9 protein-coding genes are annotated in these 14,064 nt (G+C 71.3%); 3 read left to right on the top strand and 6 right to left on the bottom strand.

Annotated features, from left to right (window positions below; translation table 11 throughout):
- Positions 1–2 precede the first annotated feature (2 nt).
- From QSK31_RS00790 to QSK31_RS00765, 6 genes are all read right to left on the bottom strand, one after another.
- Entirely contained in the window at positions 3–776 is a 774-nt protein-coding gene (locus QSK31_RS00790) for an SAM-dependent methyltransferase (protein ID WP_285679986.1), read from the bottom strand.
- Between the two features lie 237 nt (positions 777–1,013).
- Entirely contained in the window at positions 1,014–4,637 is a 3,624-nt protein-coding gene (locus QSK31_RS00785) for a DUF4132 domain-containing protein (RefSeq protein ID WP_285679985.1), read from the bottom strand.
- A gap of 191 nt (positions 4,638–4,828) precedes the next feature.
- A complete protein-coding gene (locus QSK31_RS00780) occupies positions 4,829–5,644 on the bottom strand; it encodes an ABC transporter permease (protein WP_352244334.1) in 816 nt (271 codons plus the stop codon).
- Between the two features lie 70 nt (positions 5,645–5,714).
- Positions 5,715–6,626: an ABC transporter ATP-binding protein gene (locus QSK31_RS00775; protein ID WP_285679982.1), complete on the bottom strand. Its 912-nt coding sequence runs from the start codon at positions 6,624–6,626 to the stop codon at positions 5,715–5,717.
- Positions 6,623–7,741, bottom strand: coding sequence for a hypothetical protein (locus tag QSK31_RS00770; protein WP_285679980.1), 1,119 nt, complete (start codon positions 7,739–7,741; stop codon positions 6,623–6,625). The genes QSK31_RS00775 and QSK31_RS00770 overlap by 4 nt, the downstream gene beginning before the upstream one ends.
- Before the next feature lie 36 nt (positions 7,742–7,777).
- The gene (locus QSK31_RS00765) at positions 7,778–8,998 is read right to left on the bottom strand and encodes a serpin family protein (protein WP_285679979.1); all 1,221 of its coding nucleotides are present in this window, start codon (positions 8,996–8,998) and stop codon (positions 7,778–7,780) included.
- Positions 8,999–9,166: 168 nt separating this feature from the next.
- Here QSK31_RS00765 and QSK31_RS00760 point away from each other — a divergent pair, with 168 nt between their 5' ends.
- The 3 genes from QSK31_RS00760 (at position 9,167) to QSK31_RS00750 (ending at position 14,028) form a co-directional block, all read left to right on the top strand.
- Positions 9,167–10,309 carry a hypothetical protein gene (locus QSK31_RS00760; RefSeq protein ID WP_285679977.1) on the top strand — a complete coding sequence of 381 codons (1,143 nt, stop codon included), beginning with the start codon at positions 9,167–9,169 and terminating at the stop codon, positions 10,307–10,309.
- A gap of 240 nt (positions 10,310–10,549) precedes the next feature.
- Positions 10,550–12,748 (top strand): glycoside hydrolase family 3 protein, encoded by a 2,199-nt coding sequence (locus tag QSK31_RS00755; RefSeq protein WP_285679976.1) that lies wholly within the window; start codon positions 10,550–10,552, stop codon positions 12,746–12,748.
- Positions 12,745–14,028, top strand: a complete 1,284-nt coding sequence (locus tag QSK31_RS00750) for a ricin-type beta-trefoil lectin domain protein (RefSeq protein ID WP_285679974.1) — start codon at positions 12,745–12,747, stop codon at positions 14,026–14,028. Before QSK31_RS00755 ends, QSK31_RS00750 begins: the two co-directional genes overlap by 4 nt.
- Positions 14,029–14,064: the final 36 nt, after the last annotated feature.

Below are 14,064 nucleotides of genomic sequence, written 5' to 3'. Positions count from 1 at the left end.
TGTCAGGACTTGCGGGCCACCCCGCAGTACTGGTCGATCCCCCGGCCATCGGTGTCCGGCCGCCAGCTGGTCACCGAGACCAGGCCGGGTGCGACGTACTCCAGGCCGTCGAAGAACCGGGCCAGGCGAGCCGGCCCGCGCAGGTGGTACGGCAGGGCCGCGGACTGGTTCCAGATCCGGGCCGCCTCGACCACCGCCGGGGTCAGGTCGGTGCCGTCGTACAGGGCGAGGTAACTGCCCGCCGGCACCGCGGCCATCGCCTGGCGCACGAGCCCCTGCGCGACGGCGTCGTCCTCGACGTGCCCGAGCACACCCATGAACAGCACGGCGACCGGCCGGGAGAAGTCGAGGGTCTTGGCGGCCTCGGCCACCACGGCGTCGATGTCGTAGAGGTTCGCGTCGAGGTAGGCCGTCGCACCCTCCGGGCTGCTGGTGAGCAGCTTGCGGGCGTGCGTGAGCACCAGCGGGTCGTTGTCCACGTAGACGACCCGGCTCTCCGGCGCGACGGCCTGGGCGACCTCGTGGGTGTTGTTAACCGCGGGCAGGCCGCTGCCGATGTCCAGGAACTGCCGCACACCGGCCTCGCCGGCCAGATAGCGCACCGCCCGGACGAGGAAGGCGCGGCTCAGCCGGGCGTGCTCGGCGAGCTCCGGCTGCCCCGCCAGGATCTGATCACCGACGGCCCGGTCGGCCTCGAAGTTCTCCGTCCCGCCCAGCAGGTAGTTCCAGATCCGCGCGGTCTGCGGAACGGTCGTGTCCACTTCGTCATTCGCCACCCGGCCATGATCCTATGTAGACCCGCGAAGGTCCAGGCCCGGGGCGATTGTGCAGGTCGCGGGCCTGGACCCCCGCACGTCCGAGGCATCGCGCGGTGATCTCACGCGGAGAGGAAGCGGGCAGCGCGCAGAGAAAGCCGGCGGCGTGGAGAGGTACCTGCCCGCCGCCGTTGGAAGTTCCGAACCGGCCCGGCCCCCGACGCCGGCCGACCGGCGTCGCGGGAGAGACCGTGCTCGTTACCGCATCGCTCCGCCGTGCACGAGATAGTGCAGGTCACACAGCAGTTCCGAGAGGATCACGGGATCCAGGGCCGCGAAGTTCGGCGCCCCGGAGAGGCGCGCGTCACGGAAGGTCTGCACCGGATCCTCGTTCGGGAACTGGACGCTGATCCCCGGGTCGAGGGGAAAGGTCAGTCCGCCCCGGCCCGGCAGGTAACACTCCACGGTGTCCTGGATGCCCGCGTCCATCGGCGTGCTTCGCTCCCACCATCCGCGCCGCTCCAGCTTCAGCAGCCGGTCGACCGCGACGTCTGCCCCGACGAACTCGGTCAGTCGCTGCTGGGCTGCCTGTTCCGCGGTCAGCCGCCGCATCGGCCGACGGAGCTGCGGGAACGGCTGGAGGATCTCGTAGTCGAAGAACAACCGCGTCCAGGTGGTCAGGTCGGACTCGATGTGCAGCGGGTGCGCGACACCGATCGAGGCGTCGTCGGCCAGGGTGAACTCCTTGTCGTCGACGTCTGCCGGGCTGCCGTCCTCGGCCACCCGGAACGCGGTGCCCACCGTCCCCTTCGCGGTGAACGTCGCCCACACCAGGCGCGACACCACGTGCCGCATCAGCGGGTGCTCGACGAGCAGCCGACGGAACTCGTCGGCGGTCCACCGCCGCTGGACCACCATCGCCGTCTCCAGCCGGTGGATCAGGTCCGCAGCCACCGTGCGGACGTCCTTCTTCAGCCCGGCGAACGTCCTGTAGGCCGCCGTGGCGAGCGCCTCGTCGTCTCGGGCCCCCGGCTTGGGCAGGTCCTTGCGCCGCACGCCGTCGTCGTCCACCACGTAGGGTCTGAGCTGCTCGTCGAAGCCCACCACGAAGCGGCGCGGCCCGTAGTCGAGGGTGAGCCGGCCCCGGGCGTCCAACCCGAAATCGGGAACCAGCCGGTCAGCCAGTTGCTCGGCGGTGAAGCCCAATTCGCCGGCGACGACGTCGATCCGCTCCTGCGCCTCGTACTTCAGCCCGGCGAACTTCACCTTCTGCGCGATGCTGTGCAGGTGCATGAGCGCCACCTCGGATCCGATCTCCCGGAGCACGTCGAGCCCGGTCACGGCCCGAGCGTGACCGCCTTCGCCGGGCCAGGCGCGGATGATCGGCGCGAGCCGGCGGACCGTGTCGTCGTCACCGGTCAGCGCCAGCGCCTCCAAGGCCCAGCTCTGCTTCGACGGGCGTCCGGCCGACTCCCAGCTCTGGAACAGCGACCAGCCGAACTCAGCCAGCGAGGCCCGGTCAAGGGTCTCCCGTACGATCGCGACGCCCGGGTACGGCGTGCCGATGCGGGACAACGCCAGCATGGTGCACAGGTGCCGCACGGCCGCCGCAGGCAACGCATGGGAGCGACCACGCAACAAGATCGGGGCCGGCGCCGAGGCGTCACCGGCCCACGCCGGCAGGTCCGGCATCCGCTTCGGCAGGATCTCGACCGGGTCGATCGACAGTAGTGCCTCCACGGCGGTGGCGGCGGCGGGACCGTAGGAGACCGCGGCAGCGCGGACGATGTCCTCGTGACCCGCCGCCGCCACCGCCCGCAACGCCTGCTCCGCCGCGCGGCGTGCCGTACCGGCCGGACCGACCGCGGCGGGCACCAGCTCGCGGGCCGCCGACTCCGGGTGCCGGCGCAGCCAGGACACTGCGATCCGCCGCACCGATTTCCCGCCGCCCAGCCATTCCGCCATCAGGGTCGCGACGTCGAGGCCTTCGACGGGAAGCAGCAGGGAGCCGTAGAGGTCCGACAGGTCTGTGGGGCGGGCGCAATGCACCAGCACCGGTACGGCGTCCACATCGAAGCGGGCGAGCAGGCGGGGCATGGTCCACCTCGGGGACCAGAAATCCGTGGGCCGCCAGCCCGCCAGAAACTCGTCCGTCATCGACCGCGGCGCATCGGTGAAGAACCTCTCCTCGTCGGCCGGATGCTGCGTGCGTCCTTCGCGCAGGTTCGCCGCCGCACGCTCCCAGTGCTCCGGGCCGCTCAGCGGCGCTTCCTTCTCGAACTGGGTCAGCTCCGCCGCACGCTCGCCGGGAAGCCAGCACACCCGGGTCACGTCCGGCGGGGTGAGGCCGTCGACCACGATCGGCTTGACCACCTTGCGCACCCTGGTCCACGGCGGCGTCGCCAGCAGCGGATGCAGCATCTCGGCCGGTGCGGACGGCAGCGTGGACAGCGACGCGAGGATCGGCTCGATCTGTCGGCGGGAAGCTTCCGGCAGCACGGGCAGCGCCGCGCGTGCGATCTCCGGGTTCGCGGTGACGCGCCGGTGCAGCAGCTCGGTGATGCGCCGGTGGCTGCCCGGGGCGTCGGCCGCGAGCCCGAGCAGACGCAGGGCACGCACCGGGAACCGCTCCGCGGCCTCCATCAGCGCGGGTTCCGTCAGGTCGTCGTCGACATGGCGCGCCAGCACCTCGAACGCCTCGTCGGTGGGAATCAGCGTCAGGCCGTTGAACACCGCACGCCGCTCCTCGGAATAGCCGTCTTTACCTACCAGTTCGAGCAGACGCGCCCCCACCGCCGGCCCGATCACATCGAGGACCGTGGCCAGCAGGCCGAGCGACGGCGCCAGGTCGAATGCGCGGACGCGGTGGCTGATTCGCTCCCACTCCTGTGGGGTGGACACCACGAACGCGGCCAGCGAGTCGTCGCGCAGCTCTGCCGGACAGTCTTCGCCGAGCCACCCGGGTTCGGTGGGGAGCAAGAACGCCGCAAGCATGTGCTGTTTCGTGGACCTGTAGGCCTCGATCGCCTGCCGAGCTTGCGCGTATGCCGCATCGTCGGCGACGGCGAGGCGGGCCCGTACGCGCTCCGCCGCCAGCCGCCACGGGGCGCCCAGCCAGTATGAGATGCGCTCATTGCGGCCGAGGTGGCCGCCACTTCCGTTCTGCAGACCGCTCAACTCCAGGACCGCCTGCGCCGCGAAGGCCAGCCCGTGCGCTGCGATCCATCCGTCGGCGACCGCCGCCTTGATGTGCTGATAGGCGAAGACGTCCCAGGAGGCCCACGCGGTCGCCGCCGCGCCGAGTGGGGTGATCCGGCTCCCGTCGAGGAACGCACGGGCGGCGGCCACCAGTTCCGGTTCGCTGTGCCTCTCCGCCAGCACCTGTTCACGGTGACCGCGTGTCTCCGTCAGGATGTCGTCGGCCTTGGCCACCGCGCCGGCAAGCGAGGGCGGCCGGGCACCCGGCCGTCCGCCGCGCCGCGGCCGGATCCTGCGCACCCACGCGTCGGGAAGGACGAACGTATCCTCGTCCGGAAGCTCGACCGGCCCGTCCTGCACCGGCCCGTCCTGCACCAGCTCGTCGTGGATCGGCGCGTCGTGGATCGGCGCGTCGTGCACCGCCCCGGCCGCGCGTGCAGGATCGGCCGCAGTGGACGGTGTGGCCGGCTCGGCGGCGGAGGTCACCTCCAGGTAGCCCTTCTTGACCTTTTCCGTGATCAGACCGGCCACGTGCAGGCTCGCCGCCTCGTCGGTGGCGAGTTCTTTCACCCGTGTCTGTCCGGCCGTGCCGATGCGCCCGAATCGGACTGTGACGGCGTCACCCTCCTGCGACACCTGCCAGAACTTCGCGGATTCCGCGCTCCGGTGCTCGAAACTGCGCACCCTGTCCCCCTATCTCGATGGACGATGGGCGGCACAGTATCGATGGGTTACGACAGAACAGACTCGACCCTCGTCACCGGCAAGGATCGGGGCGGGGCAGGAAACCACCGGTCGCCCGCTTCGAATGAACACTGGAGATCCGTGTGTCAGGGACCGTATCGCCGGGGTACGACGTCTCGGCTGTCCTCTGATCAGTTGGTGATGTCGCGGGTCATGAAGTTGGCCCAGGCGGCGCCCAGCAGGACCACCAGGAAGACCAGCTGGATGCCGGCGCCCCGCTCGACGTCGCGCAGCAGCATCGGGTCGCGGAAGAAATCTATCCAGGCCAGCCAGTAGCGGGTCGGCAGGTAGGGGCGGATCGCCGCGGCCGCGTCCAGGGTGACCAGGACCTGGCTGGTCACCAGGACGGCCAGCGCGCCCATCGCGGCGCCCAGGCCGGAGTCGGTGAGCGTGGACAGGAAAAGGGCGATCGCCGCCACCGAGAGCATCGAGATCACGATGTACACAACCGTGGCGAGCAGGCGCAGGACCAGGCCGAACGGCGTGATCGTGACGCCGGACAGGGACGTCACGTCGGCGGGGATGGCCACGCCTGCCGCGGGCTCGCCGCCGAACATCGTGATGCCGGTCAAGAAGCTGGTGAGCAGGACCGCGCCGATCGCGAACAGGACGAAGACGATCAGCGCGACCAGCTTCGCGACCAGCAGGCGGGTCCGGCCGACGGGGCGGATCAGCAGGTAGCGCAGCGTGCCCTGGGACGCCTCGCCGGCCACCGAGTCGCCGGCCAGCACCGCCACCGACACCGGCAGGAAGACCGGCATGACCAGGGCCATCGCCGCCGCGGGATAGAGGGCGCCGTTGCTCAGCACCGCCGACAGGAACGCGCCGCCCTGGCCGGGTGGGGGCGGGATCCGCGTGGTCGCGAGGAACACCGCCACCACGAAGGGCAGAGCACAGAGCAGACCCGCGATGACGTACGTGCGGGGCCGCCGGAACAACTTGGCCATCTCGACCCTGATCATTGCTTGCCCGGCCACAACACGAAAAGACCGCGATCATGATGCTCGCTTCGCTCGGTCATGACGACCCCTCCACACGATCTGAGCTGGTGGTGGTGGCTTCGAGCACCACCTGTTCGAGGGTTCGCCGTTCGGCGCCGAGGGCGGTCACCCGGATGCCGGCCTTGATCAGCTCGGCGTTGAGGTCGCCGGGGTCGGGGTGCCGCACCGTAAGGCGCTCGCCGTCGCGCTGCTCGACCCGGCCGTCCAGCAGGGCGATCACGCGCTCCGGCTCCGGCGTACCCACCAGAACTCTGCCTGTCTCCGCGCGCAGCGCGGCAAGCTCGTCCTGCAGCACCAGGCGGCCGCGGTCCATCACCCCGACCCGCGTGCACAGCGCGTCGATCTCGCCGAGCAGGTGGCTGGAGAGGAAGACCGTCGTGCCCTCGGCGTTGAGCCCGGCCAGCAGCTCGCGGATCTCGCGGATGCCGCGCGGGTCGAGGCCGTTGGTCGGCTCGTCCAGGATCAGGAGCTGGGGTCGCCGCAGGAGCGCGGCGGCCAGGCCGAGGCGCTGACGCATGCCGAGCGAGTACGCCTTGACGGGCCGCTTGTCGATGCCGGCCAGCCCGACCCGCTCGAGGGCCTCGCCGATCCGCCGTTTCCGGTCGGCGCGCCCACCACCCGGACCGGCGGCGTCCATCAGCGTCAGGTTGGCCCGGCCGTTGAGGTGCGGGTACATGCCCGGCCCCTCGACCATCGCGCCGATCCGCGGCAGCGCGTCGTGCACCCGTTTCGGCACCGGAACGCCCAGCACCTCGATCGTGCCGCGGGTGGCGAAGACCAGGCCGAGCAGCATCCGGACCAGCGTGGTCTTGCCGGAGCCGTTCGGGCCGAGCAGCCCGTACCGGTCGCCCTCGCGCACGGCCAGGTCGACGCCGTCCACGGCGGTGACCTGCCCGTACGTCTTGACCAGGCCATTGGTCGTGATCATCGCTCGAGCCTTCCGAGGTCGGCGGCGACGCGGCGCAGCACGGCGGGCTGGACGAAACCGGCGACCAGGTAGATGCGCTCGGCGCGGACGGCGAGGATGGTCAGCAGGCCGGTGGCGAGGACGGCGCCGTGGCCACCGTCGAGGTGCACGTCGGCGCCGTACGTGGCGATCCGGTCGTACGCCTCGTTCCCGAACCGTCCGGGCAGCCGGAGCACGACGAACTGGGCGAGCCCGTCACCGTACGTGCCGGCCGAGGTGAGTCCGGCGACCTCGGTGTTCCGCTGCTCGCCACCCAGCGTGGCCGGCAGCTGACCGCCGCGCCGCCGCGCCGAGATCTGACTGAGCAGGTCGGGCGCGTCGGTGACCTGGACGTCGTCGAGCGACGGCGGGGTGATCGTCTTGGCGTCCGGCCTGGTCATCTCCACGGACAGGAAGCGCGACGTGAAGACGGGACGTTCGCCGCCCTTCGCCGTCACCTCGGCCTGTACGGGCAGGCCGGAGGACGGGTCGGCCCAGACGTCGACGTGGTCGATGGTGGTGTCCGGCGAGACCGGCCGCAGGCGTAGCCCGGCGGCGTCGATGCCGGCCACCCGTTTGCCGGTGATCGGCTCGGCCCGGTCGCCGGCGGCCAGCGAGAGCAGCCGCCGCACCAGGTCGGGCGGCACCAGGTCGGCCGGGCGGGGCAGGCGCACCGGCTGCTCGCCGATCACCTGGGTGAGCCGGGTGTCGCCGAAGTCCCAGATGAACTGGCTGCCCCGGTACTGGTAGGTGTCCCGCTCGGTGGCGCCGTCGATGACGTCGACCCGCCAGCTGTCCCGGTCGGCGTACCAGACCCGCATCTCGGTGCGGCTGGACAGCGGGCGGGTGATCTCGGTCAGGTTGGGCAGGGACGGCAACGGCAGCAGGCCGCTGCTCTGCGCGTACCCCTGGAAGGCGAGACCGGCGGACGCTGCCATCCGTGCGCGCAGCGTGGCGGGGTCGGCGGTGGTCGCGGCAGGTGCGGGCCGCAGACCGAGCACGATGGGTACGCTGCAGAGCACGCCGACGATGACGATCACCACGACCCATCGCCGCCACGCCTGCCCGCTGACCACCGTGCTTGGTTGCATAGTCAAGCAAAGGTACCTCGCTGATCAGGCAGGATCGCCTGTTCAGCCGCGCGGATCGGTGACCGCGCCGAGGAAGAGGATCGTCCCGGTCGTGCGGTCGGAGACGGTGAAGGCGAACGGCCGGTCGACCTGGAAGATCTCACTCTCGGCCGGGCCCGACGCGGTCATCACGCCGCCGGAGACGGCGGCCGCCTCGGTGCCCTTCTCGTCCACCCGGATGTACGTCTTGTGGATGACCCGGTCCAGGCCGGGCCCCGCCGGCGACATCGGCCGGAAGTCGTCACCGCCCTGGAAGGCGGACTTGATGCCGAGCCGCTGGAGCGGTTCGTTCATGTTCCCGTCCCAGCGCAGCTCGAAGCGCGGCAGCGTCAGGGTCTTGAAGTCGTGCTCGGCCAGACCGGCGGTGGCGGCGTGCCACTCCGCGACGTCCAGCTTGCCGACCAATGCGGGCAGCGAGCTGTCCCGGTCCGGCAGCATGATCTCCATGCCGTACCGGCCGTCCTCGCCGTAGGGCAGGCGCAGCATCCGGTAACCGTCGCGCTGCACGTGCTCGAAGCGCTCGCCGAGCATCATCATCGTGGGCACCTGTCCGATTCCCGCGAACTCGGAGGGCCGGGTGCCGGCCGGGTCGAACGGCGTCGTCCACTCGCCGAGGAAGTAGACCGCGTTGAGCAGCACCAGGACCGCGTTGCCGGACGGCAGCCCGAGGTCCTTGGCGACATCCTCGATCAGGCCGTTGGTGTTCTCGTCGACCCAGTCGTCGATCTTCGCCGCGGTCTCCGGCGCGCCGAGGTCGCCCTCCTCCGCGGTGGCGCCGAAGGTGCGGTGCAGGAAGTCCCGATAGTCCTTCTCGACCGGAAAGCCCTCGTCCGCCCAGACCGAGTCGGCCACCGACAGCTTCACGTCCTCGGTGTCGGCCACCTGCCGCAGCAGCGCGCCGACCCGCACGTCCCGCGAGTCGTTCAGATGCAGCGCCTTGCCGAGCTCCGCAGCGGTGTCACCCTCGGCGCCGGCCAGCAGCATCGCGAGCAGCACGGCCATCGAGAGCGGCGAGGTGACCGTGTTCTGCTTACCGTCGCCCACCTGCTTGAACAACTCGAACCCGAACGCGTCGACCGCCTGCCCGACCGCGGCCGCGTCACCGGGCTTCAGGTCGGCGACCAGCTTGGCGTCGATCCGGCCCGCATCCCCCGGCGGGCCACCGCATCCGGCGAGCACCAGCACAACGGCCACCAACCCCGCGACAACCTTCGACGTACGCATGGTGCCTTCGACGTCACCCGGAGCTTCCCGGTTCCGAGGCGAAATGGCGGCAAGGTCAGGATCGGCGGCGGGTGCCAGTCGGGACCATTCCCTGCGGCGCGGTGGTGGGGCATACACAACGGACATCGGAGGCTCGGGCGCGGGCCATCGAAACGGCACGATGTCGCAGTGGATCGGACGGGGGCTCGGGAAGGCCGGCAGCGGGTCGCGGCGCTCCTCCGGCGTACCCATCAAGGGCTTGAGGTGGAGGTCACCGAGTCGATCGTGGCGTGGCACGGCGGGCCCGGCACCTCCCGCGCGGCCGACCTGATCGCCGACCGGCTCGGCCTCACCGTGAGTCACCCGGTAGCGCATCGCCGCAGTTTCACGGTCCACGACGGCGAACACTTCGTGTGCACGGCCGTCCGGCGCCTCACCCAGCGTGAGCAGATCATCGGCCTGATTCGCGGCGGCGACGACACCGAGCAGGCCGTCACCGGTCTGTGGGCGACCACGGGCGCCGCCACCATGCGCCCCGACCCGACCGAGGCGGCCGCCGTCACCCTGGTCCTCGAACAGATGGCCGCCGGCGCCGCGGGCGACCTGACCGGCGACCGGGCGCTGCACCGCTTCATCCGGGAGACGTTCGGCGGCACCGCGGCGCTCCTCGACGCGGCCGACCGGGTGCGCTCGGGCCCGTCGTGGCCGCACACGGCGGAGCCGGCGCCCTTCCCCGCGTCGCCGATCCGGCCGGGACTGGAGCTGCGCAGCCTCCGCCAGCTCGACGCGGCGTTCGAGGACCTCGGTGTGATCATCGACGAACACCCCGGCCGGTGGATCTCCTGGACCGACGGCCCGACTCCCGGCCGGGTCGCGGCAGCCCTGGCCGCCGACGGGTTCCCGGTGAGCGACACGATCGGCGAGACCCGCCATCCCACGCTGTTCTTCCGGCTCGCACCCGACGGCGACCCGCACGACGACGGCTTCTTCCCCGCCGTCCGCCCGCCCACCGGCCCGGTCCGCCCGGCCCGCCTCACCCGGGCGTTCCGCCGGATCCGCCCGCGCACCGCCGCGCTGGCCCTGCTCCGCGGCCTCGGCGCCGAGGACCACCTGGAGACCACCGAGCTGCCCGCCGACGGCCTGCGCCCGGGCACGCTCACCGAGGCCATCGCGGCCCGCCTCCTGATCGACCAGGTGACCCCCGACCTGACGACCTTCAGATTCGGGTACGCGACCACCGCGGCCGCCGCGGCGCTGCTGGGCGGCATCGACACCATCCACCGGGTCGCCGAGCGCATCGCCGCCGAAGTCAGCTCCCGGGGATCCATCTAGGACACTCGGTGTGAGATTTATCCCCGTCTCTCTTTTGTGCACCGTGACGTGCGCGTTCTCTCCGATCGTGTTTCGCGTCGCACCGAGTGACCACATCGGAGCCAATACAGTCCACTCGCCCATTACCCGTCGGTAACCGCCGGGCTCATCCGCGAGCTGAGGACGTCTGTGCCAGCACTCCGTCGATCAACCACCGCTGCCGTAGCCATAGCACTGTGTGCCGGCATCTCGGCCTTCGCCGTGCACGGCACCGCGTGGGCCGCCGATCCTCCGTACAAGGATCCGTCCCAGCCCGTCGAGGTCCGGGTCACCGACCTGCTGGGCCGCATGTCCCTGGACGAGAAGATCGGCCAGATGACCCAGGCCGAGCGGAAGTTCATCAGCGGCGCCGGCCTGCGTGATCTGCGCATCGGTTCGGTGATGGCCGGCGGCGGCGAGGGCCCGTCGCCGCAGTCGCCACAGGTCTGGGCCGACCTGTACGACGGTTTCCAGGGCGCGGCGCTGTCCACGCCGCTGGGCATCCCGATGATGTTCGGTATCGACGCGGTGCACGGCGCCAACCACATCCGCAACGCCACGATCTTCCCGCACAACGTCGGGCTCGGCGCCACCCGCGACCCGGCCCTGGTCGAGCGGATCGGCCGGGTGACCGCCACCGAGGTGGTCTCGACCGGGGTCGACTGGACCTACTCGCCGTGCGTGTGCGTCGCCCGCGACGACCACTGGGGGCGGGTCTACGAGTCGTTCGGCGAGACTCCGGAAAACCCGAACGCGATGACCAGCCTCATCACCGGGCTGCAGGGTGCCTCCCTGAACTCGCCGACGTCGATCATGGCGACGGCCAAGCACTTCGTCGGCGACGGCGGCACGGTCGGCGGCGACGACCAGGGGAACACCGCCGTCGCCGAGGCGGAGCTGCGCGCGATCCACCTTCCGCCGTTCCGTGAGGCGGTGCAGCGCAACGTCGCCAGCGTGATGGTGTCGTACTCCAGCTGGAACGGCGCGAAGCTGCACGGCAACCGCTACCTGCTCACCGACGTGCTGAAAGGCGAGCTGGGCTTCGGCGGCATCGTGACGACCGACTGGGACGGCATCGAGCGGGTCGACGGCGAGTACGGGTTCACGCCCGAGGACGTGCGGACCGCGGTCAACGCGGGCATCGACTCCTTCATGATCACCGAGCAGTACGCCACCTTCATCGGGCTGCTGCGCGCGGAGGTCCAGGCCGGTCGGGTGCCGATGTCGCGCATCGACGACGCCAACCGCCGGATCCTGCGGAAGAAGTTCGAGCTGGGCCTGTTCGAGCGGCCCTACGCCGACCGGAGCACGGCATCCACTGTGGGCAGCCGGGAACACCGCGCGGTGGCTCGGGAAGCGGTGCAGAAATCTCAGGTCGTACTCAAGAACTCCGGCATTTTGCCTCTCCCGCAGTCGCCCGGGAAGCTCTTCGTGGCGGGCAAATCGGCCGACAACATCGGGTTCCAGAGCGGTGGCTGGACAATGAAGTGGCAGGGCGCGGACGGGCCGATCACGTCGGGGACCACCGTGCTGCAGGGCATCCGGAACACGGTCGCGTCCGGCACGACCGTCGCCTACGACAAGGACGGCAACGGCATCGACGGCTCCTACCGGGCGGCGATCGCCGTGATCGGGGAGAAGCCGTACGCCGAGTACGAGGGTGACCGCGAGGACGACCTGCGGCTCGACGCCGAGGACCGGGCCGTTCTCGCCAGGCTCAAGGCGTCCGGCGTGCCGGTCGTCACCGTGGTGCTGTCCGGCCGCCCGCTGGACGTCACCGCCGAACTGCCGGACCTCTCGGCGCTGGTGGCCGGGTGGCTGCCGGGCACCGAGGGCCAGGGCGTCGCGGACGTGCTGTTCGGCGCGGCCCGGCCGACCGGGAAGCTGCCGGTGAGCTGGGCGCGGGACGTCTCGCAGCAGCCGATCAACGCCGGCGACGGCAAGACGGCGCTGTTCCCGTACGGACATGGTCTGACCTACGACCAGGTCATCCCGCTGCCGGAGCCGCCGCTGCCGGGCAACGGCTGGAACGCGCGCGACACCATCCGGGCGGAGAGCTACACCGGTGAGTCCGGCACGCAGCTCGAGGACTGCGGCGACGCGGGCTGCGGCCGGGCGGTCGCCTACATCTCGCCCGGTGACCACGTCTACTTCGACAACGTCGACTTCGGCGGCACGTCGCCGGGCTCGGTGACGGCGCGGATCGCGTCGGGCGCCTCGTCCGGAAGCATCGAGTACCGGCTGGACAGCGTCACCGGCCCGGTCGTCGCGACCGCCCCGGTCACGCCGACCGGCGGCTGGGAGACGTGGACGGACCGGACCGTGCCGGTCACCGGCGCGACCGGCAAGCACCGCCTCTACCTGGTGTTCACCGGTCCGGGCGGAGATTTCCTCAACGTCAACTGGGTGAGGTTCCAATGATCCGCAGACTGATCACGGCCGCCGTTCTGCCGGTCATCGTGGCAGGGCTGGCCTTGTCCGGGCCGGGTTCGCCGGCGGCCGCGGCGGCGCCGTGTTCCGTGCAGATCGTCGCCCACGAGGACGACGACCTGCTGTTCATGAACCCCGACATCCAGCGGGACATCCGAGCCGACCGGTGCGTGCGGACCGTCTACCTGACCGCGGGCGACGCCGGCCGCGACGCCGGGTACTGGTCCGCGCGGGAGACCGGCGAGAAGACGGCCTACGCGACCATGGCGGGCCGTCCGAACGACTGGTCCGACACGGTGACCAGCGTCCAGGGCCGGGAGGTGCGGCTGTCGCGGCTGGCCGGCACGCGTGTCGAGCTGGCCTTCCTGCGCCTGCCCGACGGCTTCGACGGCCGCGGCTCCGACCGGTACGGCGCCCAGAGCCTGCAGAAGCTGTGGGAGGGCCACCTCGGGCGGCTCACCACCGTGGACGGCGCGGCGTCCTATTCGCGTGCGGAACTCATCGGCGTTCTGCACGGCCTGCTGGCCGAGGCCGGCGCCGACATCGTCCGGCTGCAGGACCACCGGGGCGACAGCGGCCCGATCGGGGTCAACGGCGGCGACGGCGACCACCACGATCACCACGTGGCCGCCTACTTCGCCTACGCCGCGGCGCGTCTCCTCGCCACGCCGCACCAGACGAACACCTACCGCGGCTACTCGATCAGCGACCTGCCGGCCAACGTGACCGGCGCCGACCTGGACCTGAAGAAAGCAACCTTCTACGCGTACGCCGCGCACGACGAACTGCTCGGGTGCAAGGACGACCGCACATGTGACGCCGACCCGACGGACGGCGGCCGGCCCTCGGTCTACCGGCCGTGGCTGGAACGGCAGTACCCGCTGCCCGGACCGGCCGCGGACGGCTCGGTGGAACTCCGCGCCCTGAGCATCCGCTGCCTGGACGTGCGGGACTTCGACAGCAGCAACGGCGCCCTGGTGCAGCTGTGGGACTGCGCGGGGTCGCCGAACCAGCAGTGGACCTTCACCGCGGACGGCACGCTGCGCGGGTTCGCCGGCAAATGCCTCGACGCCGACCCGGCCGGCCCGGCCGTGCGGATCTGGGACTGCGCCGGCGACGCGCGCCAGCGGTGGACGCTCACCGGCGAGGGCGAACTGCGCGACCCGGCCGGCCGCTGCCTCGACCTGCGCGACGCCGACCTGCCCAACGGCACGCCGGCCGAGATGCGGCCGTGCACGGGCGAACCCCGCCAGAAATGGCGCGTGGTCTAGCCGATAGCCGACGCCATGGTCCTGGGCGCACGGGCG

This window comes from Actinoplanes sp. NBRC 103695 (assembly GCF_030269485.1).
GTDB lineage: Bacteria > Actinomycetota > Actinomycetes > Mycobacteriales > Micromonosporaceae > Actinoplanes.
The sequence above is the reverse complement of the archived record's forward strand: the minus strand, read 5'-3'. Positions and strand labels throughout refer to the sequence as shown.